21 protein-coding genes and 2 riboswitches are annotated in these 22,646 nt (G+C 41.4%); of the genes, 19 read left to right on the plus strand and 2 right to left on the minus strand.

The window, feature by feature from the left end:
- The 9 genes from LJE72_RS19860 (at position 1) to LJE72_RS19900 (ending at position 8,067) form a co-directional block, all read left to right on the plus strand.
- On the plus strand, positions 1-1,338 hold the full coding sequence (locus LJE72_RS19860; protein ID WP_229249731.1) for a 4Fe-4S dicluster domain-containing protein: 1,338 nt from the start codon (positions 1-3) through the stop codon (positions 1,336-1,338).
- On the plus strand, positions 1,331-1,879 hold the full coding sequence (locus tag LJE72_RS19865; protein ID WP_229249732.1) for a BMC domain-containing protein: 549 nt from the start codon (positions 1,331-1,333) through the stop codon (positions 1,877-1,879). The genes LJE72_RS19860 and LJE72_RS19865 overlap by 8 nt, the downstream gene beginning before the upstream one ends.
- A gap of 51 nt (positions 1,880-1,930) precedes the next feature.
- A complete protein-coding gene (locus LJE72_RS19870) occupies positions 1,931-2,611 on the plus strand; it encodes a cupin domain-containing protein (RefSeq protein ID WP_229249733.1) in 681 nt (226 codons plus the stop codon).
- Positions 2,612-2,622: 11 nt separating this feature from the next.
- Positions 2,623-3,192 carry a BMC domain-containing protein gene (locus LJE72_RS19875; RefSeq protein ID WP_229249734.1) on the plus strand — a complete coding sequence of 190 codons (570 nt, stop codon included), beginning with the start codon at positions 2,623-2,625 and terminating at the stop codon, positions 3,190-3,192.
- Positions 3,193-3,269: 77 nt separating this feature from the next.
- The gene (locus tag LJE72_RS19880; RefSeq protein ID WP_229249735.1) at positions 3,270-4,754 is read left to right on the plus strand and encodes an acetaldehyde dehydrogenase (acetylating); all 1,485 of its coding nucleotides are present in this window, start codon (positions 3,270-3,272) and stop codon (positions 4,752-4,754) included.
- A gap of 2 nt (positions 4,755-4,756) precedes the next feature.
- Positions 4,757-5,398 carry a phosphate propanoyltransferase gene (locus LJE72_RS19885; protein WP_229249736.1) on the plus strand — a complete coding sequence of 214 codons (642 nt, stop codon included), beginning with the start codon at positions 4,757-4,759 and terminating at the stop codon, positions 5,396-5,398.
- A 20-nt stretch (positions 5,399-5,418) separates the two neighbouring features.
- On the plus strand, positions 5,419-5,709 hold the full coding sequence (gene eutM / locus LJE72_RS19890; RefSeq protein WP_073027707.1) for an ethanolamine utilization microcompartment protein EutM: 291 nt from the start codon (positions 5,419-5,421) through the stop codon (positions 5,707-5,709).
- 400 nt (positions 5,710-6,109) lie between these two features.
- Entirely contained in the window at positions 6,110-7,303 is a 1,194-nt protein-coding gene (locus tag LJE72_RS19895; protein ID WP_229249737.1) for a histidine kinase, read from the plus strand.
- A gap of 2 nt (positions 7,304-7,305) precedes the next feature.
- On the plus strand, positions 7,306-8,067 hold the full coding sequence (locus LJE72_RS19900; RefSeq protein ID WP_229249738.1) for a response regulator transcription factor: 762 nt from the start codon (positions 7,306-7,308) through the stop codon (positions 8,065-8,067).
- 266 nt (positions 8,068-8,333) lie between these two features.
- Here LJE72_RS19900 and LJE72_RS19905 read toward each other — a convergent pair whose 3' ends face one another.
- Positions 8,334-9,242, minus strand: coding sequence for a LysR family transcriptional regulator (locus tag LJE72_RS19905; protein WP_229249739.1), 909 nt, complete (start codon positions 9,240-9,242; stop codon positions 8,334-8,336).
- Between the two features lie 467 nt (positions 9,243-9,709).
- Between LJE72_RS19905 and LJE72_RS19910 the strand changes: the two genes are divergently transcribed.
- The 5 genes from LJE72_RS19910 (at position 9,710) to LJE72_RS19930 (ending at position 16,322) form a co-directional block, all read left to right on the plus strand.
- Entirely contained in the window at positions 9,710-11,275 is a 1,566-nt protein-coding gene (locus tag LJE72_RS19910) for a BCCT family transporter (protein WP_229249740.1), read from the plus strand.
- 375 nt (positions 11,276-11,650) lie between these two features.
- Positions 11,651-13,699, plus strand: coding sequence for an alkaline phosphatase family protein (locus LJE72_RS19915; RefSeq protein WP_229249741.1), 2,049 nt, complete (start codon positions 11,651-11,653; stop codon positions 13,697-13,699).
- Positions 13,700-13,854: 155 nt separating this feature from the next.
- Entirely contained in the window at positions 13,855-14,181 is a 327-nt protein-coding gene (locus LJE72_RS19920) for a thioredoxin family protein (RefSeq protein ID WP_229249742.1), read from the plus strand.
- A gap of 26 nt (positions 14,182-14,207) precedes the next feature.
- Positions 14,208-15,422 carry a thioredoxin-disulfide reductase gene (trxB, locus tag LJE72_RS19925; RefSeq protein ID WP_229249743.1) on the plus strand — a complete coding sequence of 405 codons (1,215 nt, stop codon included), beginning with the start codon at positions 14,208-14,210 and terminating at the stop codon, positions 15,420-15,422.
- 290 nt (positions 15,423-15,712) lie between these two features.
- Positions 15,713-15,803: riboswitch (cyclic di-GMP riboswitch) on the plus strand.
- Positions 15,804-15,932: 129 nt separating this feature from the next.
- Positions 15,933-16,322: a helix-turn-helix domain-containing protein gene (locus tag LJE72_RS19930; RefSeq protein WP_229249744.1), complete on the plus strand. Its 390-nt coding sequence runs from the start codon at positions 15,933-15,935 to the stop codon at positions 16,320-16,322.
- A 341-nt stretch (positions 16,323-16,663) separates the two neighbouring features.
- Here the strand turns inward: LJE72_RS19930 and LJE72_RS19935 are convergent, their stop codons facing one another.
- Complete coding sequence (locus LJE72_RS19935) at positions 16,664-17,380, minus strand: GntT/GntP/DsdX family permease (RefSeq protein ID WP_229249745.1); 717 nt, start codon at positions 17,378-17,380, stop codon at positions 16,664-16,666.
- A gap of 52 nt (positions 17,381-17,432) precedes the next feature.
- Positions 17,433-17,540, plus strand: a riboswitch (TPP riboswitch).
- A gap of 52 nt (positions 17,541-17,592) precedes the next feature.
- On the opposite strand from LJE72_RS19935, the gene LJE72_RS19940 reads away from it, so the two are divergent.
- Genes LJE72_RS19940 through LJE72_RS19960 form a run of 5 tightly spaced genes read left to right on the plus strand, consistent with a single transcriptional unit; the run spans position 17,593 to position 22,641 of the window.
- Positions 17,593-18,678: a LuxE/PaaK family acyltransferase gene (locus LJE72_RS19940; RefSeq protein ID WP_229249746.1), complete on the plus strand. Its 1,086-nt coding sequence runs from the start codon at positions 17,593-17,595 to the stop codon at positions 18,676-18,678.
- Entirely contained in the window at positions 18,675-20,126 is a 1,452-nt protein-coding gene (locus LJE72_RS19945) for an acyl-CoA reductase (RefSeq protein WP_229249747.1), read from the plus strand. Before LJE72_RS19940 ends, LJE72_RS19945 begins: the two co-directional genes overlap by 4 nt.
- Positions 20,127-20,138: 12 nt before the next feature.
- Positions 20,139-20,885 (plus strand): ABC transporter ATP-binding protein, encoded by a 747-nt coding sequence (locus tag LJE72_RS19950; RefSeq protein ID WP_229249748.1) that lies wholly within the window; start codon positions 20,139-20,141, stop codon positions 20,883-20,885.
- A complete protein-coding gene (locus tag LJE72_RS19955; RefSeq protein WP_229249749.1) occupies positions 20,882-21,637 on the plus strand; it encodes an ABC transporter permease in 756 nt (251 codons plus the stop codon). Before LJE72_RS19950 ends, LJE72_RS19955 begins: the two co-directional genes overlap by 4 nt.
- The gene (locus LJE72_RS19960; protein ID WP_229249750.1) at positions 21,634-22,641 is read left to right on the plus strand and encodes an ABC transporter substrate-binding protein; all 1,008 of its coding nucleotides are present in this window, start codon (positions 21,634-21,636) and stop codon (positions 22,639-22,641) included. The genes LJE72_RS19955 and LJE72_RS19960 overlap by 4 nt, the downstream gene beginning before the upstream one ends.
- The last annotated feature ends 5 nt before the right edge of the window (positions 22,642-22,646 follow it).

Genomic DNA, 22,646 nt, shown 5'->3' on the forward strand with positions numbered 1-22,646 from the left:
TTGGATCTAGTAAATATTGTCAAGGGCGCCGGGGTTATTGGGGCGGGAGGAGCTGGATTTCCAACTCACGCCAAACTAACGTCCAAAGCCGAGTATCTATTGCTTAATGGAGCTGAATGCGAACCCCTGCTCAGAGTGGATCAGCAATTAATGGAGAAGTTTCCTGATGAAATCATCAGAGGAATGGAAGCGGCGGGACGATATATTGAAGCCCGCAAGGCCATTATCGGTATTAAGGGCAAACACAAACAGGTGATTGTCCTTATGAGAGAAAGAATCGCCGCTCTGGGATTGTCAGATTACATGGAAGTAATGGAACTCCGGGATATTTATCCTGCCGGTGACGAACAGGTTCTGGTTCATGAACTGACTCAACGAATTGTCCCGGAAGCATCTATTCCACTGAAAGTGGGCTGTGTGGTTATCAATTCGGAAACTGCACTTAATATATGCAAGGCCATGGCCGGGAACCCTGTCACGGAAACTTACATCACCGTTGCCGGTGATATTCCTCAGCCCAGGACTCTTAGAGTACCTGTGGGTGTATCCATCCGGGAGGTCATTGGAAAATGCGGAGTGGAAAACCTGGATGATTATGCCGTAATAGACGGCGGTCCCATGATGGGTTCTGTCATGAACAATATTGATGGGTATGTCACCAAAAAGAGCAAAGGCTATGTACTCCTGAAAAAAGATCATTTTCTGATCCGTAAAAAAACCGTAAGCCCTGATCGAGCAAGAGTGATAGGCAAGACTGCCTGTGAACAATGTCGCATGTGTACCGATCTCTGTCCTCGTTATCTGCTGGGTCACAATATGCAGCCCCATAAAGTCATGCGAGCTCTGAGCTACAACTTAGAGGATGTAAAGGAGCAACAAATTGCCCAATTATGTTGTGAATGCAATGCCTGCGAATTATTCTCCTGCCCGGTAAATCTTCATCCGAAATCTGTCAATGTCTTATTCAAGCAAAAGCTGGCAGAACAAGGGATTAAATATCAGCCGATTCAGATGGATTTTCAGGCTAGATCAGCCAGAGAATATCGCCTTATTCCAAGTAAACGTCTGGTTATTAAAATCGGTTTAACAGCCTACGATAAACCCGCCCCCATGAACGAGGTCGAATTCCGACCTGAATACATCCAGATCGCTCTGCGACAGCACATTGGAGCACCGGCAATCCCTGCCGTCTCTATCGGCGAACAGGTGAAAGCGGGGCAACTGGTTGGTAAAATTCCGGATAACAGTCTTGGAGCTGCCGTTCACTCCAGCTTCAATGGAACTGTGGTTGAGATCAACGATAATGCTATTGTGATAAAGGTGGGTTCGTATGTATAGTGCAATAGGGATGATTGAGCTTACGAGTATTGCCAGAGGAATTAAAGCAACAGACTTAATGCTTAAAACAGCCTACGTTGAGGTGGTCAGTGCTACTCCTGTCTGTCCGGGAAAATATATAGCCATCATCAAAGGAGACGTTGCCGCAGTAGAAAGCTCTATTAGTGCAGGTGTTGAGATGGCAGGAGAATATCTGGTAGATAGCTTCATCCTTGCCAATGTCCATCAGGGCATTTTCCCGGCCATCACGGCCACAACCATGCCTGATGGAATCGGAGCCTTGGGTATTATGGAATGTTTTTCGCTAGCTTCTATGATCATTTCAGCGGATGCAGTACTCAAAGCGGCTGATGTACAAGCTCTCGAACTGCGTTTGGGAAGTGGGCTGGGCGGAAAAGCCTACTTCACCTTCACCGGAGATGTCGGCGCAGTAGAAGCAGGTATGGAAGCTGGAATATCCATCGCTTGCGAACGGGGCTTGTTAGTTGATACAGAGGTAATTCCTTCGCCCTCTGACAAGCTGTGGGCATCGCTATTCTAAATTAACAAACACAAACTTCTATACCCGAGACGATAGAAAGGAGGTGCGACCTTGAAAAAACTAGTTTCAGCAAACGAAGTAAAAGTAGCAGCGGAAAAGGGACAAAGCGTATTTTACGTAGACTGCAATACCATCATTACAGCGGCGGCAAAGGATTTAGCCAAGGAACTGGGCGTGGAATTTACTACAGACTCATCTGCAGAAGGAAATCACACAAGTAAAGAGATTGGCCTGCCGAAAAAAGACCGCCGGGAAAACGAGATTGACCCGGAAATGATCTTTCAAGTGGTAAAAGCGGTACTAGCTAATAGACTCCTGGAAAACGTCCCCGTTTCAACTCCAGAAATGCCTTTCCGTACAGATTGTGACCCGAAAAGTGGATTTAAAATCATACGGGGCAGAACAGTAAACCTGGAGACCTTTGACACAGGCGATTCTAGCACCGAAGTAGCTTATCGTGAAGTGATCAGTAAAGAGGATTCCCAAATGAGCGCAGGCTTTTTGACCATTGAAAAATCCAGCTTTGAGTGGGAATTATGCTATGAAGAGATTGATATTGTTCTCGAAGGAAGTTTAACCATCACCATCAATGGTGAAACTTATCAGGCTAACCAGGGAGATGTCCTCTTTGTACCTAATGGCTCTAAAGTAACCTGGGGTTCCTCCGATTATGTCAAACTCTTTTACGTAACCTATCCGGCAAACTGGCCTGATCTTATGGTGCAACAATAGGAGGGTAAGCTATGCAGGCTCTTGGCCTAATTGAGACTCACGGGCTCATTCCCGCTATTGAATGTGCAGATGTCATGCTAAAAACGGCACAAGTGGAACTTTTAGGGAAGACCTTTGTAGGTGCCGGCCTGGTAACGATCACAGTAACCGGTGATGTGGGAGCCGTTAAAGCAGCTGTGGAGGCAGGTGTAACTGCGGTTGAAAAGATTGGTCCCTTGTCTTTAGTTTCTCATCATGTCATTCCCAGACCTCATCAGGAGATTGAAAGCATGGTTGATCCCTTGCCAAATAAGGATACAGCAATAGAATCGACGGAACCTGCCAAAACCAGACAAGAAAGCATTGAGTCAGCGCAAATAATTCTGAACCAACTCTGCAAAGAGAGGGTAGATGCCTTCGTTCAGGAATTCGGCCTTGAAAAGGGTTTGGATTTCCTGAGAACGATTACTGTAGTAAAACTCCGAAATTTAGCAAGAGAATACAAAGAACTTGGCATTGCAGGAAGAGCCATATCCAAAGCAGACAAGGACTTACTGATCCAGAAACTCACGGGATATTACGAGCAGGAGATTCAAAAGTAGCCTGTACGCAAGATCATAAATGTGTAAACTTGTCTGCCAGTAAAAATAAATAGAGATGTGGAGGGAGGAATAGCAAATTGGAAAACTTTGATTATGATTTACAATCCGTGCAAGAGACCAGAAATATTGCCCGTCAGGCTAAACTGGCACAGGCTCAACTTGCAAAGTTTAATGGCGAACAAATTGAGAAAATCATCCGCAATATGGTGAAAGCAGCAGAGGAAAATGCTGTTTCTCTGGCCAACCTGGCAGTAGAGGAAACAGGATTTGGCAAAGTAGAAGACAAGATCTTCAAAAATCATTTTGCATCCACAGAACTGTATGAATTCATCAAACCCATGCAAACCATTGGAGTCATCAAAGACGATAAGGTCAATAAAATAATGGAAATTGCTGAACCCGTGGGAGTGCTCATGGGGATTATTCCCTCGACCAATCCTACATCGACGGCCATATACAAATCCATTATTGCCATTAAATCTCGAAACGGGATTGTGTTCTCCCCGCACCCTTCAGCTTTGAAATGCACCATGCAAGCAGCCAGACTGATGAACGATGCCGCAGTAGCTGCCGGTGCACCGGCCAATATCATTGGCTGTATCTCAAAACCCTCCATGAATGCAACCAATGAACTCATGAAATGCGATGAAGTCGCCATGATTATAGCAACAGGCGGTTCAGCCATGGTTAAGGCTGCCTATAGTGCAGGGAAACCGGCCTTGGGTGTAGGCCCGGGCAACGTTCCGGCTTATATAGAAAGAACGGCCGATATTACGAAGGCCGTCAAAAATATTATCGCCAGTAAAACCTTTGACAATGGAACCATATGTGCATCCGAGCAATCAGTTATCGTCGAGGAATGTATGCGTGACCAGGTTATGGAAGAATTCAGACGACAGGGTGGATACTTCATGACCCCCGCGGAAACAAACCAGGTTGCCAAAAAATTGTTTGTCCGGGGCTATGCTATGAATGGGAAAATGGTAGGCAGATCCGCTGCAGTTATCGCAGACAGTGTCGGCATAACCATTCCTCCGGGCACAAAAGTCCTGTTAGGGGAACAACAGGGCGTAGGCGAAGGATATCCTTTGTCTTACGAAAAGCTGACTACCGTGCTGGCATTTTATACCGTAAAAGATTGGCAGGAAGCTTGTGACCTGTGCATTAAACTCTTGAATAACGGCGGTGTCGGACACAGTCTTTCCATTCATACGGAAAATCAAGAAATGGTCATGAAATTCGCTGAAAAACCTGTCTTCAGGATCTTGGTCAACACAGCCTCCAGCCAAGGCGGTGTGGGCGCAAGTACCGGACTTTCCCCATCCTTTACACTGGGTTGTGGTACTTGGGGCGGAAGTGCAACCTCCGATAATGTAACCCCCATGCACTTGATCAATATTAAACGTATAGCCTATGGAATTAAAGACTTCACCGAAAACACAACCTCCTGCTCTTCAGCCTGCGTAGCCCAGAGCAACAGCCCTGCTGCCATTAGCGATGATCAGATTATGAACGTTGTGAATGAAGTTATTTTGCTCCTGAAAAAAAGAGGTGGTAACTAAACGTGGGAAAGTATGACGATTTAGCAGCGCTTCTATTGGAAGCAATCAAAGATGGGGGGTATTTAAAAGCGGATTTAAGCTCTATACCTGTAGGAATATCTAACCGTCATATTCATCTTTCTCAAGTGGATTTGGAAACCTTGTTTGGTGCAGGATACCAATTGACAAAAACCAAGGATTTGTCCCAACCCAGGCAATATGCCTGTAAGGAAACGCTAATCCTGGCTGGTCCCAAAGGGACTATTGAAAAGGTCCGCATCCTCGGGCCGGCGCGAAAAGAGACTCAGGTAGAAATACTCCTGGCAGACTGTTTCAAACTCGGCATAACCGCGCCGGTGAGATCATCCGGGGACCTGCAAGGAACTCCGGGAATCACTCTTATTGGTCCCAAAGGAAGTATCCTTCTTTCCAAAGGGGTTTTGATTGCCCAGCGTCATATTCATATGACCCTGGATGATGCCCATAACTTTGGGGTTACGGATGGAGAATTGGTAACCATCCAAATAGACGGACTTCGAGGAGGAACTTACTCGAATGTCCTCATCAGAGCAAATAACACCTCGGCACTTGAATTTCATATCGACACGGAAGAAGCGAATGCCATGCAGCTCGCATCAACTTCAAAAATAACAATTACAAAATAAAATTTTAGGAGGAAACAAAAATGAGTAGATCAGAAGCTTTAGGATTAATTGAAACCAAAGGTCTTGTAGGAGCAATTGAAGCGGCGGACGCCATGGTGAAAGCTGCCAATGTTCAACTGATTGGTTATGAAAAAGTCGGCGGTGCTTTAGTTACCGTTATGGTAAGAGGAGATGTAGGTGCTGTCAAAGCAGCAACCGATGCCGGTGCTGCCGCAGCTCAGCGAGTTGGAGAGTTAATCTCCGTTCATGTCATTCCGCGTCCACACGGTGACGTAGAAATGATGCTCCCCCAAGTTAAGAAACAAGCATAATGTTCTATTAGACAAGCCACTACAGCAAAGGTCAAAATCTCCTAGGGGAGGTTTTGACCTTCATCTTTTCTGGAGCGGTGATCCCACATACTCCAGGCAATGTTGTATTATAAAATAATTTGTTGTATTATGAAAAAAGCAACTGAATTTACGTATCTTCGGATGCCTTCTTTTGGAGAAGGTTCACAACATTTGGTGTTACATGCTTTAAGGAATGCTTGGTTACTTGTCTATTTAATGAATTGAACTACTGTGTAGACAGTGGTTGATTCTTTTTTATTATAAGGGCAGCTTGTTAAGCCAAACGCAACAGGAATCTAAAAACACTTCGAAGGGTGTTCTCCTGTAAAACAGTCAAGTAAAAGGAATTAATCAATAGAAAAGGAAGTTTGGCGAAAGCATGAACAAGACTGACGAAACATTAAAAAAATTAATGGATTCCAATCTGTATTCGCGCTATAGCGGACTATTATCCCTATCCAATATTTCTTTACAGCTGGTAGATACCAGTGGCAATATTCTGCTTGAATTTAATCCATCTCCCGATTTTTGCAAATTTATTTGCCAGGAAGATGAAACGCGAATATGTTCGGATTATATTTCCAGATTAGAACCTGGTAAGTGTGACCGATTTATCTGCCAACACGGACTGGAAAATATTCTTTTGCCAGTTGATATTAACAATCAAACCATAGGATATCTCGTCGGGGCGCAGGTTTATTCAGCGGACACTGAATATCAGAAATATCTAATTGATATAATGGCCATGGCAAAGGAGAAAAAAATTGAACCGGCAGCTATTGCTAAATCAATTGCTGCGATAAAAACCATTGAAGAAAATAAAATTGAAATTCATGAACAAATATGTAACCATATCTCCCAAAATATTGGCCAGGACTTTTCTCAAAGCATCAATACTGCGGATAAGGCAGTAGTAAGGTTGTCTATTGAAAAGGAAATGCTGGAAAAAAAGATTATAGACCTCGAAGCTAAAAACATGTCCTTGGTGATTAACCCCCATTTCTTGTTCAACACACTAAACTCCATAGCCCGTATAGCCTATTTTGAAAAATCTCATACAACGGAAGAACTCATTTACTGTCTTTCTGATTTATTAAGGTACAACTTAAAGCAAGACGATGAGCTACACACCATCGGAGCCGAGATGGATAATATCGAGAAATACCTTTATATTCAGAAGGTAAGATATAAAAATCGTTTGGAATATGACATTGACATTGCAGATCAAATTAAAGCCCATAGAATACCCAATATGATCATACAGCCCATCGTTGAGAACGCTCTAATCCATGGGATTACTCCTAAGAGGGACGGGGGCAAAATAAAAATTTATGCCGAGAAGTATCAAGATAACATTAATATTTCTGTTATGGATAATGGGAATGGTTTTCCCAAAGAAGTCCTTGATGGTTTGCAACAATTGGAAAATAAGCTGGGAATAGGTTTTCGCAGTACGGACAAACGTTTGAAACGATATTTCGGAGAACAATACGGGCTGAAAATCACTAAATCAGACTATAGTGGAAGTACTGTCACGATCTCGATTCCAAGCAAACCCAATGCGAGGCGATAGTGATGAGCGTAGTTTTAATTGTAGAAGATGAATTACTCGAATTGGAATTTCTCAAAGCGATTGTGGCCGAAGAACTTCTCCCTAGAGATAAAATAATCACCTGTGAAAGCGGTACACAGGCTGTTAAAGTGGCCAAACAGTATCGACCGGACATTATAGTCATGGATATACTTCTTCCTGAAATGGATGGCTTACAGGCCCTTCAGGAGATAAGGGAGTTTCTTCCTCAGGCATGCGTTATAATTCTATCGGCTTGTTCAGACTTTTCTTATGCACAGACAGCAATTCACCTTCGAGTTCAGGAATATTTGCTCAAACCCGTTAAACCGTCCGTTTTTAAGAAAGTATTCCAAGACGTGTTGTCTACGGCATCTGCGTGCCAGGTACATGCCCACGAAGAAATTGTGGAACAAGAAACTAATCAGATATATTCTATTAAAAAATCATTAAAATACATTCACGATAACTTCAAACAAAAATTACCCCTGCAATTAGTCTCGGCCAACGTTTTTTTGAATCCCCAATATTTTAGTCGCATCTTTAAAAAAGAAGTAGGGGTTACCTATATAGATTATGTCAATAAATTGAAGATAGATCATGCCTGCAAGTTGTTAGAGACAACCAGCTATCCCGCCTATCGAATTTCCAGTGAATGTGGTTTCACTGATCCTTCCTATTTTAATCGTGTTTTCGTCCAGCAAATGAACATGACCCCTAAGGCATACAGGAGAAAACATCTGTCGGACAGCGAAAATAAGGGTTGAGTTTCTTGTTGCTATCCAAAACTAAGGCTTACCGGAATAGTAATTACGTTTGTTTTCAATAAATATTTGTTGTACAAAGTGTAAAAAAAGTTTGGATTTACAATTAGTGACGTGATTTAGGTTTTTGCAATAAAAATAACGAATGACTAGACAAAATGATGAAGGCTAAATTTGCCCTTTTGCATCAAAAGGGCAAATTTAGCCTTCATGTGTTATTAACTAATTGGCATCCTTAGACACACTCAGATGCTTTGTTGATAGCCGGGTTATCTTTGCATCTTCAAAGAACAAACGGTTTTGATCACTCTGATAAATTCCTTTTCGACCATGGAAAGATGGTGACGATTCAACCAAATTAAGATAATCGAAACCTCTAAATGAGCATCACTTAGAGTTACTTTTTTTAGCATGTTAGATTTGACATATTCATCCGCCATAAATTGAGGGACAAACGCAATGGTCTTTCCTTGGGATAAGATCTTTTCCATCATTTCTAAGTTGTCAACCCTGTAAGAAACATTAAGATCACCATACTTTTGCAATACACTGGATACTCCGCAAGTGGTAATGTACTCGGTGTTGTACAAAAGTATAGGCAACGAAAGAGCCTTTTTTAGAGACATGGTGATCGATTCCTTGGTCATTTCGCAGTTATTTCCAGCAATAATGACAAATTCATCAGAAAATAATTCTTTGAAGTTAATATCTTTAGAACTGCAAAAAGCATCCGTTTTCAAGATGATGCCAAAATCGGCTTTGCCTGATTGAACATCTCGCAAAATATTATTCGATTCACCGACTTTCAAAATGGCATTAACTTTAGGATGATTGTGTTTAAACGTTGTTAATATATCAGGCATTACTGTAATATTTATGCTTGGCTCTACTGCAATTGAGATGTTTCCAGTTAACTCAAATGAATCTCCTTGGGCGATGGATTTGATCTCATCAACCTTATTAAGCACTTCTTTGGCTATAATAATAATTTTTTCTCCCATTTCAGTAAGAAAAGCGCCAGCATTTGTTCTTTTTAACAGAACAACTCCCAGTTCATCTTCCAATTTACTGATGGCAGAACTAAGCGCAGGTTGGGATATATGAGAGCGTTCAGCAGCTAATGAGATTGATTTAGATTCATGGACAGCAATTAAATAGGATAATTGTTCTAAGCGCATATTTCTAACCATCCTTGATAGCTTAATTTAGGATTTGGAATTTATTTTTTGAGGCTTGAACTTAACTATTACTCTTCATTATACTATGAGTTATTCAGATAACAAAGTAATAAAACAATAATCATTAGACCTATTATTGGAAATCGCAGATAATTGTAAGGATTTAACTATAGAAAAATTTAATAGCCCTTCTCTATATTAACTATAGGGGGCATAATCACTAAGTATTTTACAGATAAACCTATATTACATTATAATCTGCAAATAAGTGATGAAAATCACAATTAGGACTTAAATTATGAAGGGGGAAAAGTTAACGCTCTTATTTCGATTTATTAATTTTTATAAGTGGGGTGCCATAATATGACCCCAAGCCCTTGGAAAGACTAATTAAAGTTGATTATCGTTTCAATAGTTACTTTCTTAATCCGGTTCTAAGATTAAATCACAAGAAAGGGTGAAATAACTTGTCACAAGAGAAGTCTAAAGGTTTATATGCTCGTATTAATCCTGTTGTTTTCTGGGGTAGTGCTATTTTATGTGTTCTGTTATATGCCCCAATGCTTATTTTTGGTAAAGAGCTGCAACCTTATGTTTCAGTCATATTAAAAGCTATAACCTATAATATGGACTGGTTATGGTTATTATTTGCTTTGGGTTGTGTAGTGTTTTCACTTTGGTTGGCTTTTGGCAGATATGGCAATGTAAAATTGGGCGGAAAAGATGATAAACCAGAATTCTCAGACTTCAGCTGGATATCGATGATGTTCACTGGCGGTGTTGGAGCAGGTTTAGTTTATTGGTCCATGGCCGAGCCTATTTTTTATCTTAAGTTTCCTCCTTTCTGGGGTGAAGCATTTTCAGCACAAGCTGCGCAATTCTCTATTGCTTATGGAATATTTCACTGGGGTGTTACGGCCTGGGCTATCTTTGTCCCAGGGGCCATCGCCTTTGCCTACATGATTCACGTGAGAAAAAAGCCCTTCTTCTACCCAAGCTATGCTTGCAGGGGAATATTGGGGGACCGGGTAGACGGATGGCTTGGCAAGGCTATCGATATCTTTGTTATTATCGGTCTGGTAGGCGGATTAGGAACAACCTTAGGAACGGTTATACCTATGATGGCGGCTGTAAGCGCCGATATGCTGGGTATTGCGGATACTATGACGGTAAAAGTTGGGGTCACACTGGTGGTTGCAGCGGTATTTACCTATAGTGCTTACGCCGGTTTAAATAGCGGAATTAAAAAATTGTCGGAATTAAATAGTTGGTTATGTATGGGATTATTAGCGTTTGTTATGCTTGTAGGCCCCACCTTATTTATGTTATCTTTTTATGTTGACAGCTTAGGGGTTTTGGCTACTAACTTTTTACGGATGAGTTTATATACAGATCCGATTACTAAATCCGGTTTTCCTCAAGACTGGACAGTGTTTTACTGGGCCTGGTGGGCAGCATGGGCCATGTATTTCGGATTATTTGTTGCCAGGATTTCCAAGGGGAGAACGATTAAAAATGTTGTTATAAATATGATGGTTGTAACGACAATCGGATGTTCACTGTTCTTCTTAGCCTTCGGCACCTATGCGGTAGATCTTCTGCTTAATCAAGGGGTAGCACTTGATAAGACTTTGGCAGATGCCGGTGCTGCGGGAATGATTTCCCAAGTCTTGCATACCTTACCCTTAACCCAAATAGTGATTCCCTATTTCTTACTTGTAATGCTTATTTTCCAAGCTACTACCATTGATTCCAATGCGTTTGTTATCTCCATGATTGCTTGCAAAGAGGTTAGGAGTGATCAGGAATCTCCTCGCTGGACAAGACTTTTCTGGTGTGCACTCCTTGCAGTAATCGGGGTGGCTATCATGATGGTGGGGGGATTACCGGTAGTTCAGCTTTCATCTGTTGCTACCAGCGTACCCATTATAGTTATTATCGTCATCTTAGGGCTGTCCCTATGCAAGATGCTCAAGGAGGATTTCGGCAGAGAAAGTAAAGTGCAAGCTGTCGATTATCCGGAAGAAAACTAATGATACGGGGCTGTCGAAGTAAGACCAGCCCGGAAAATAGCAAAAGGCGGCTTCAGCCAGAAGCCGCCTTTTGCCGTCAAATATAAAATGAGTTTGAATAAGTAAAAGTATCTAAAACAGGATGGTTGATCACGGTCATCGAAAAACTTCAACTATTAAAAATCCTAATAAGCCCTAGTTAACTTAACTATACGGGGCATAATTAGTCGGTATTTTACACATAAACGCGAATTGAATATAATTCGAATTGAAAGTGAATGAAATAACAAGTTCAATAACAAAGGACTTCAGTCTTTGAGAAAGTCAATTTTTCTTCCGCTTAACTCGGAGGATGTCATAAAGCGTAAGTCTAATTTATAAGAGGAGATGAGTATTTTGAAGAGAACAGCACTTACCCAAAAGTTATTGGTATTAGGTGTGGATGGTATGGACCCTAAAATTACTCGGAAATTTTTAGCAGAGGGAAAAATGCCTAATTTACAAAAATTTATTGAACGCGGATCTGCTAGAGAAGATTTGCGTCTGCTGGGGGCAATTCCAACGATTACACCGCCTTGTTGGACGACGCTCGCCACCGGTGCTTATCCGGGAACCCATGGTATTACATGTTATTGGAGACAATCACCGGAAAGTCTGGATGCAGTTGTATATAATATGGACTCTCGTAATTGTACGGCAGAACAAATTTGGAATATCACAGCTGAAGCTGGACTAAAGACACTCGTTTGGCATTGGCCTGGGAGTTCTTGGCCTCCAACCTCTCATAGCGAAAATCTCAGTGTTGTCGATGGTACGCAACCAGGTTCTGTCAATATGGGCGTTGCGCAGCTTGACTGGGAAAAAGTAATTGTTGCTTCACCTGAGATTAAAGAAGTGCGTTATGCACCAAGGGTGGATAAACCAGCCGGTGTTGGTTGCATCATCACTGATTTGGAAGACTCCTTAGACGCAGACGTTGATGATGAGATGATGGAACTTTGGTGGGGGGATACAGCTCGTGAAGGCGGCGAAATTCGCACCTTTGTCATGGATGACGAGGATACAGAAGTAGTTATTGGCAGTAAGGTTGCTTATGATATTGTAAACTCTCCCCTCAAAGATGCTACGGGTTGGACAAATGCTCCAGAAGGAGCTAAAGAATTCACGATCTTGACTTCTGGCGGTGTCATGAGACGCCCTGCCTTAATTCTTAAAAATGAAGCCGGCGAATACGACCGAGTGGCTATTTATAAGAACAAGAAAGCAGAAGCACCAATCGTTACCCTAGAGCGAGATGAAATGGTAGCAGGTATTATTGATGATGTTACCAAAAAAGAAGTCACTAAGCCTGCCTGCCGTTCGATGAAGATTTTAGAACTTGATCCCCTTGGCAATAAAGTTAGGCTTTGGATCAGCAATGCTCTTGATATTGCTAATGACCAATTATGGCATCCAAAATCTCTCTTTGGTGAAATCGTTGAAAATGTTGGCGTGGTTCCGCCTGTCAGCCTAATCGGCGGGGAAGATGCTGAATTAGTACGTGAAATCTTTGAACCTTCTTGGGTACAATACAACCAATGGCAAGCAGATTGCATGAATTATTGCATCAATGAAAAAGGCTATGAAGTAGTATTTTCCCATCTGCATAATATTGACTGTGCAGGTCATCAGTTATGGCATCTTGGGAAGACACTGTCACCCTGGGATCACACTGATGAGAAAACCTATCAAGGGTTTATCGAAAAATTCTATATCCAAACAGATGATTATCTTGGCGAATTCATGCATTTATTAGATGAAGGTTGGACTGTGTTAGTTCTAAGTGATCATGGTCTGATTGTTGGAGAAAACGTACCTCCTATTATTGGAGAATATGGTGGTCTCAATACAAAGGTTATGGAAGATTTGGGCTATACCGTCATGAAAAAAGACGAAAATGGGAATTCTATAAGAGAAGTTGATTGGGAGAAGACAAGGGCCATTCAGATTCGCAGTAACTATATTTATCTGAATATCAAAGGACGTGATAAATATGGAATTGTGGATCCGAAAGATAAATATGATTTAGAAGAACAACTCATCTCTGATTTGTATAATTACAGAGATGACAGGACGGGTAAACGTGTTATTGGCATCTGCCTTAGAAACAAAGATGCTGTGTTAATTGGTGCTAATGGACCAGAATGTGGAGATATTTTCTTCTCGGTTGAAGAAGGCTACAATCGATTGCATGGCGATAGTATTTCAACTTCAGAAGGATACTTTGAGACATCCGTTTCGCCGATCTTTGTAGCTGCAGGTAACGGTATTAAGCCTGGATTTACAACAGAGCGTACAATCCGACAAGTTGACGTTGCACCTTCGGTCTCGGTATTACTAGGGTTGCGTTACCCTGCACAATGTGAAGGGGCTCCAATTTACCAGATCTTCTCCGAAGATGTTTAAGTAAGTGCACTAGGCGCAGCTATCAGAAGGAAGCACTCTGATAGCTGCTTTTAAAATAGGAGTAAAACGGTCATAGTAATCAAAAAAGACGGGGAAAACCGTTGATGTATGATTATTATAGACAAAAATAATGGGGATTTTAAGGAGTGGAAAATATGTCGCTGCAACAACTAAACTCAACCGGTTTTGAGGAAATTATCTATGATAATTGTGAGCCCTGTTTGGTTATCTTTTCTAAAAAAGAATGTCATGTATGTAAAGAAGTCGTTCCAATGTTAGAAGAATTGAAACCTCAATATGATGAAAAATTTGGATTCTATTATGTTGATGTTGAAGAAGATAAGGAATTATTCCAACGGTTTTCCTTAAAAGGTGTTCCGCAGATTCTCTTTTTCAATAACGGCGAGTATCAAGGGAAAGTTGCCGGTAAAGTTGAGGAAGAAAGCGTGGAAGAGAAAATCGCAGAAGTCCTAGGAGTGTAATCAAACTTAAAGGGGATGAAGAAGACATGGCTAATAGTTATGATTTGATTATTATAGGAGGTGGTCCCGCCGGACTTTCCGCTGCAATTTATGGCGGCAGGGCTAAGCTTAAGACCTTAGTAATCAATAAAGGGACAATCGGCGGTTTAGTGGATACAACTAGGGAAATCGTCAATTATCCTGGATATATCCAAGTCAGTGGACCGGATCTCATGAAAGATTTCAAGGAACATGCTGAGCATTTTAACGTTGAATTTTTAAAAGAAGAGGTTATCAGTGTAGATTTTTCTCAAGAAGATAAAATAATTAAAACAAAGAAAGGCAAAGAACTATCTGCTAAAGCTGTTATTCTTGCCTGTGGCAGTGAACCAAGAATTTTAAATATCCCAGGAGAAAAAACACTCCGAGGGAGTGGTGTGGCGTACTGTGCGACCTGTGATGCGGAGTTTTTTGAAGGGGAAGATGTTGTTGTCGTTGGAAGTGGTGACCAGGCCGTTGAAGAAGGTATGTACATCACTAAGTTTGCCCGTAAAGTGACCGTGATTGTTTTACATGACGAAGGAGTTCTTGATTGCAATAAAGTAAGTGCAGAAAGAGCCTTTAATAATGAAAAAATGGAGTTTATCTGGAACTCTACAATTGAAGCAGTTCTTGGGGAAGAAAACGTGGAGGGAGTGAAAATTAAGAATCTAAAAACAGGCGGTTCATCTGTACTTACCTGTCAAGGTGTATTCTTCTTCGTCGGTATGATTCCATCAACCCATTTTCTCAAAGATAGTGGACTTGAAACGGACAAGAGAGGGTATATTCCCGTCAATGAAGGTATGGAAACGAACCTTGAAGGGATTTATGCCGTCGGTGATAATAGAGTAAAATATTTAAGACAAGTTGTCTCCGCTGCAGGGGATGGCGCGACTGCGGCTGTAGCAGCTGAACGTTATATTGAAGAACTCAATTATTTTAATTCCAATATTGTTCAAAGTGATAAAAAGATCTTATTATTATTTTTTAATGTCTTAGTCAATGAAAGCATAGAATTCAGCACCTTATTGGAAGGTCTCATTAGTGAAAATGGTGATGAATATAAAATATTTAAAGTTGATATGGCAACGAAGAAGAATCTTGCCGGAAAATATCAAATAGAAAAGGTACCCGCAGTTGTTGTACTAGATAAAGGGGAGGAAATCAAACGTCTGGACTGCAGTATGGATAAAGAGCAGCTTAAATCTCAATTATCCTAGCCTCTATTTCTCGGAAGTTGCCGACAGTAAACCTGATCAAAATAATATACACGAGAGCCTATAGTATGACGAAAGCCTTGAAGCGCATATCCATGATGATATATCTTTAAGGCTTTTTGAATTATAAGGAAGCTTTAAAGGAAAGTAAAAAAAACATTTAAAATTATTGGTAAATATGTTAAAATACCTCACGAGAGGTTTTTTAACAAAATACGACATCATTTAACACGGTTTTGTCTTTCTAAATAAAATTCCCATATATTAGGCATTTTATTTAGAAGAAAATCGTTTTCTGATAAAGGCAAAGCATCTGAAAAGGTGTGACGCAAAGCCATGGGTCTACAGCAGTATAATTACTGCCATGATTGCCAGGTTGCCGGAGAAGAAATTTGAGCCCCAGCCGGGACAAAGTTCTCTGGTTTGGAGTTCTTTTTGTTTCTTCTTCTTTAAATTAAGTTTGGATAATGTTGACTGTATTTAATCACTGATCTTATAAGGGAGGTTTTAAATATGAATAGAGTTGTCCATCAGTTACGTACAGCCAGGGAAGCTAAAGGACTGGAATTGAAAGAGGTCGAGGAAATTACTAAGATTCGGACTAAATACCTACAAGCATTGGAAGATGGAGACTTCGGCGTTCTTCCCGGCGGGGTTTACACAATAGGATTTTTGCGTTCTTATGCTCGTTTCCTTGACTTAGACGCAGACCATTTAGTAAATACCTATAGAATGGAAGCAACTGCTTCAAAATCAGAAACCACTTTCGATAATACTTTACAAGAAACAAATAGGCCGTATCGAGAGCAATCTTTACTAATAAGGATTTCACAATTCTACAGGGAGGCAGGTGACATATTTAAATTTTTAAAGACAAGCAGGATGGAGCAGTCAAAAAGATAGACGGAGAATTACTTTACTAAGATTGTTTTTGGAAAGACCCGGTGCTTCTTTTGTAGGCTTAGATAAGTGCACTTCGCGTTCCCAATTAACTCGGAAATTTTCGGAAAATAATATAAATTCTTAAAAATACCTTGAGGGACATATTGATGTAGATCTCAAGGCTTTTTTGTATGTAGAAGATGAATACCTCGCATCAATCGGATATGATAAACACATATCTAAAAGATACGAGGTGCTGTACTCAACCTACGTCCGGCAGAGTTGTTATGGTGTGAAGGTCGTTTATTATACAGTCAGGAAGAAAGATATGATCCAAACTACAACTATTGCGGACACACTTCCTATTGCTGAACCGACTGAGACCAGCGAATAACCTTCTTCATAGAGAGATCCTTGGACTTGACAACGACCCAGAAGTGGCTGGCGTTAGCATGATAGAAGAAGGAGGAACCTGCTGCTATAGCAAGAGTCCCGATAACGGGGTGGATTCCCAATGATGGAAGCAACGGCAAGATAATTGCAGAAGCGGTTAGAAGGGAAACCGTTGCGGAGCCGTTTGAAACGGAAAGGAGCAAAGCAACTAAGAAGGGCACGCCTTTAACAAAACTGATATCTGCCTCCAGGTTGATCCAACGCCGCCTTACAAATACCATTAGGCATCCCACTGGCTGATCCATCTTAGTGAGAGGTGCTGCAATGATCGTATGGTAGCGAAGAATTCCTTTCAAACGTGTATTATTCTTGGTCTCAGTCAAGGTAACAAACTGATTGTCTTCCATAGCTTGTTTTGCAGGCAATGGAAGCCCCCTAAAATCGTCGATATCAAGGTTGCTATCCGTCTGTCCCCAGGCAAGGACCTCTTGGCGATCAGTTATGATAACACTGGAGCATATGCCGGAGGAAAGAATGATGGATACGGCGTTTTTCAGATCCTCTCTACTGGAAAAACCTTTTCTCAGATAGGGCAGACATTGCTCTGCAATAGATAGGGCGAGGCTCATTTTACTTGCGGATATTACTTTAAAACTGCGGATGGTAAGTTCCGAACTTCGGCTCATCTGGAAGAATTGAAATTCTCCCCAGTAAGAAGTATACTTAAGCATGTATATATTATTAAACATCGGGAGCTTGATGAACAGGCTGAGAGTACGACTAATGTCGTAGACCGATTGAACCTGTTGGGTAATGCCAGCGTAGGGAATGTTATTTTAGTCAATAGCACTTTGCCTAGGCAAAGTGTTTTTATTTTGGAAAAAGGGATTTGAGAAAAATGAGTCAGCAAGAAATAATGGATTCTATCTGCCAATTCATTAGGCGGGATCAAAGTTCTGAAGAGGGTTTCAACGATCTGGCTTTGCATCTGTTCGCTTACCAATACAAAAATAATCTTCCCTATCAAGCGTACTGTTTGCAACAAGGGAGAACGCCAAGGACGGTGAAAATGTGGAGCCAAATTCCCTCTGTACCTATTAATGCTTTCAAAGAGGTTATTCTAAGCAGTAATAATCCAAAGGAGGCCGAAAGAATTTTTATGACAAGCGGCACTACACAAGGGATTCAGGGAAAACATTATCATCCGGCCTTGCAGGTATATGATCAATCCATGACAGCAAATTTCAACAGACACTTTATGAAAAACTCGGGAAAGATTCGCATGGGTATTCTGTTCCCGACGGAAGAAGTGATGCCCAATTCTTCGCTGGCACATTACTTGGCCCTTGCCGTTAAGGAATTCGGAACAGAGGATAGTTCCTATTTTATAAGTGAGGGTGGTTTAGAAATAGAAAAATTAATCGATGGACTGGAAGAAGCTAAACGAACCGGAGAACCATACGCTTTGCTAGGTGCATCCTACAGTTTTGTACATATGTTAGACGAATTGGAAAAAATCGGGGGAGTTTTCTCCCTGCCAAAGGGGAGCAGGATTCTTGATACAGGTGGATTCAAAAACAACTCAAGGCGCTTGGAACCGGATGATTTTTATAACCGTCTTTCAGATCGCTTAGGAGTAGCCCGGAAGGATTGTATCAACATGTATGGTATGACTGAGCTGAGTACTCAGTTCTATGATCAGGGTAATGGGGAAATTCCTTCCGTTAAGTCCGGGCCACATTGGATACGCACACGGGTTATTAATCCTCTGACAGGAGAAACGGTTCCTAAAGGTGAGCAAGGCGTGCTTGTCCACTGTGATCTGGCAAACTTTAATTCAGTTACGACTATCCTTACTGAAGATATTGGGATCGAGGTTGAGGCGGGTTTTCTTCTTAAAGGAAGAGCCCAGGGAGCGGAAGCCAAAGGGTGTTCACTTGCCTTAGAGGAGTTTATTCGAGCCAAGAAAGGAACTTCCTTATGAAAGAAGTCGGAGGCTATTTGCCGCCATGTCTGGAAGGGGAACTTGAATATAAAACCCTTACGTTCCAGAGGAATCAGGATACCGTGGAAATTCAGATCCCTCTTCTTACTCGTGAACAGATGGATGCTTTGACAGATATAGTGAAAAGAAACAGCCGATTTATTTTAAAATCCTTTACGGTCAACGAAATTGTTAGCATCATTGACAAAGCGATCGCCATATTTCTTGATCGCAGCTCAAAGTACCGACAAAAGGCAGAAAAACTGTTGCCAATTATTACTGGGTACGATGAAGAAATAATTCGGCTAGGTCTTACCTCTTACTTGAAAAGTTTTCGCAAGCCGCAACTTCAGCGGTTTCTAGTCGAGGATTTGGGAAATCCCTTGCTTTTAGATGATTTTCAACCTCGTCCTAAAGGGGGATTTTCCAAGGCAATGGGACCGGAGTTAGTGGTTCATGTTTGGGCAGGAAATGTACCTGCTCTTCCAATCTGGAGCCTAATATCCGGATTATTGATAAAAGCGGGGAATATAGGCAAGGTTTCAAGTGGAGAGCCTTTGTTTGCAGGATTGTTCGCTCAATTATTGATGGAGATTGAACCTAAATTGGCTGATTGTCTAGCTATTGTTTGGTGGAAAGGAGGGGATGAGGAGCGTGAATCTTGCTTACTTAACAAAGCAGATATAGTAGTGGGTTACGGCAGTAATACGTCTTTAGCTTCTCTCGGCTCCAAAATCCCGCTCACAACCCGTTTCCTTCCCTTCGGACATAAAATCAGCTTCGGCATAATTTCCAAGGCAGGTCTAGACTCACGCAAGGCCTGGCAGACCGCACATAGCGCTGCTCTTGATGTTATTCGGTATGATCAACAAGGGTGCTATTCCCCTCATTGTTTCTATGTTCAAAGGGGAGGGAGTGTTTCTCCGCGAGAGTTTGCCAGATATATGGCCCATGAACTGGAGTGTTTTGAAAAAAGGTATCCGCGGCGAGGGCTATCGCTGGAAGAAAAAACGGCTAATGCGGCTTGGAGAAATAAAGAAGAGCTGAATATTTTTTCGAATTCCTCTAAAGAGGTTCTTGGAACGACCTCGAATAATTGGACAGTTGTCTACGAGGAAGGGAGTCAAGAGATTAATCCCAGTTGTTTAAATAGGGTCGTCAAAGTAATTGCAATTGATCAATTAGAACAAGTTATTGACTTTATTGGGCCCTATCGCTCGTTGCTTCAAACGGTGGGGATTGCCTCGACTCCTAAGGAACTGTTCGATATTTCGGATTTATTGGGAAAAGCAGGAGTTACACGTATTACGGGACTTGGAAGCATGACTTCCCCCGAAGCCGGTTGGCATCATGATGGTCGTTTTAATTTGTTAGACCTTATTAATATGGTAGATATTGAATGTTCGGCAGAGGAGTATGCAGAAAGATTTGCTCCATACGTCGATTAGGGGGTTGAGCGCTTGGGTTTTTTGACCTTAGATCATATACATTACAGTTATCCAGGACAGGGCTCGACAGTCAAAGACGTCACCTGGCAAATAGAAGAAGGGGAATTCCACTGTTTACTGGGGAAAAGCGGATGCGGTAAAACCACTTTATTGAAACTTGCCGCAGGTCTTTTGAAACCCGACAAGGGCAAAGTTTACTGGCAAGGGGTTGAAGTATTTAAGCCTTCTTCTCAAGTTGGGTATGTCTTTCAGTCACCGACGCTTCTAGAATGGAAAACGGTCTTTGATAATGTTCTCTTACCGATTTCACTTAAAAGAAAACCTAACAGCAAGGAGCTTGATTACGGAGAAACCTTACTTGAGTTAATGGGGATTATTTCTCAGAAGGATAAATATCCAACAGAGTTGTCCGGTGGACAACAAAGCAGGGTGGCGATTGCCCGTTCTCTTATTCAAAGTCCCAGCATGTTATTTTTAGATGAACCCTTTGCAGCAGTTGATGCTATTACTCGGGAAGAACTGCAGGATGATCTATTAAAACTCTGCCAGCTCCGGAAAACAACGGTTATTTTTATTACCCATGATATTACCGAAGCGGTTTATTTATCCGATCATGTAGCCATTATGTCGGGAGGTCAAATTGTCCAGGATTATAATGTGAATCTTCCGAAAGAACGCAGTTTCGAGATGAGGTATGACTCTTATTTCAATGAGCTATGCTTAAAAATCCGCCAGTCATTCAGTGGGGTTTCATCATGAAAAAGGTTGAATATTATTCTATGCTGCTCATGTTACTTATGTTAATAGGGTGGGAATTGATAGCAAGACCAATGTCAGAGCTCGTTTTACCGTCCCCTGGGGTTGTTTTTATTGAGTTATGGAAGGGTGTAAGCAGCGGCTATTTTCTACCGCATATCCTTAGGACGATTACAGAAATAGTGTTAGGCTTATCGATTGGCTGTACAATGGGGTTCATCCTGGGCGTATTAATGGGAGAAATCGATTTTTTGCGAAGGCTTATATTTCCTTATGTTATTGCTAGTCAAGCAGTGCCAAAATTAGCTTTGGCTCCGCTCTTCATTTTATGGTTTGGATTTGGGATGACGTCTAAAGTGGTTATTACAGCCTTGATTTGTTTTTTCCCCCTTCTGGAAAATACCTTAACAGCCATTCAATATACTGACCCAAATAAGAAGGATTTATTTTATATCCTGGGTGCCACACGCCTGCAAACCCTTATCCATTTAAAAATACCTGCTGGCTTGCCGGCAATTTTGGCGGGATTTCGGGTTTCAGTCATCTTGGCCGTGGTGGGTGCGGTTGTCGGTGAGTTCATAGGAGGAAGCGAAGGACTGGGAGCACTGATCATTGCCTCACAAGGAATGATGGATACCCCGCTCATGTTTTCAGTTTTGATTCTGCTCACGATTATGGGAATGCTTCTTTATTTGGGAGTAAACCTTATTGAAGGATTATTTTTAAAAACCTATATGAAAGGAAGAAATAAATGAAGATTAAGTTTTTATTGGGAATCAGCTTATTAACCTTCAGCGTTCTTTTAAGTGGTTGTGCTGCTAAGGACAAGGACGCAGCAGGTTCAAAACAACTCAGCGAGGTTAAGGTAGCCAGTTGGAGCCAGCCTATCACGGAACAAACCAATCTGTTAGTCGGCGAAGAAAAAAGCTTTTATAAGGAGAATGGAATAAAGATTACCTTTATTCCTGGAGCAGGCGGCGGGGATGCCATCAAAAATATTCTTACAGGCGCAGCAGATATAGCCTTTACAGATCCGGGTTCACTCTATTTCGCACTCGATAAAGGAGAAAAGTTAAGAGTTATTTACAATATTTATCCCCAAAATGTTTTTAATGTTGTTTCCTTAACAGAAAAGAACATCACTAAGCCTGAAGATCTAAAGGGGAAAAAGATCGGCGTTTATAGTCTTTCAAGCGGAACTCGTCAGAATTTGCTCTTGCTTTTACATCAGGCAGGCCTTTCCGAAAAAGATGTTACCATCGTAGAAACAGGCCTTTTAAATTTTGCACCATTAATGCAAGGCCAGGTGGATGCAACTGCAGCCACAGATACTGGGTTAGAAACTGGTAAACAAAAAGGGTTAAGTGATGTAAATGTCATAGAAGTCAAAGATTACTTAAATATACCAAGTGATGCTTTTGTAGTAACGGAAAAAACCTATCAAGAAAAAAAGGATCTCTTAATAAGCTTTTTAAAGGGATATCAACAAAGTGCCCAGTGGATGATTGATAAGCCTCAGGAAGCTGCTTCTTTAGCCGTTAAACTCGCAATCGACGGAAAGGATGTAAATAGTAATTTAAAAATCATAGACTTGAGAAATAGTTCCAGTCTTTCTTCTGATCCGAAAGACAAGGCACTTGGAGCCCTTGATCCGGAGGTGTTGCAAAAAGGAGCGGATATTTATCAAGGTCTCGGTTTGATCGAGAATAAATTAGATATGTCACAAGTCGTAATTCAAGACCTCGTTCCTAAAAAGTAGAGGGG

This window comes from Desulfosporosinus shakirovi (assembly GCF_020595055.1).
Lineage (GTDB): Bacteria > Bacillota > Desulfitobacteriia > Desulfitobacteriales > Desulfitobacteriaceae > Desulfosporosinus > Desulfosporosinus shakirovi.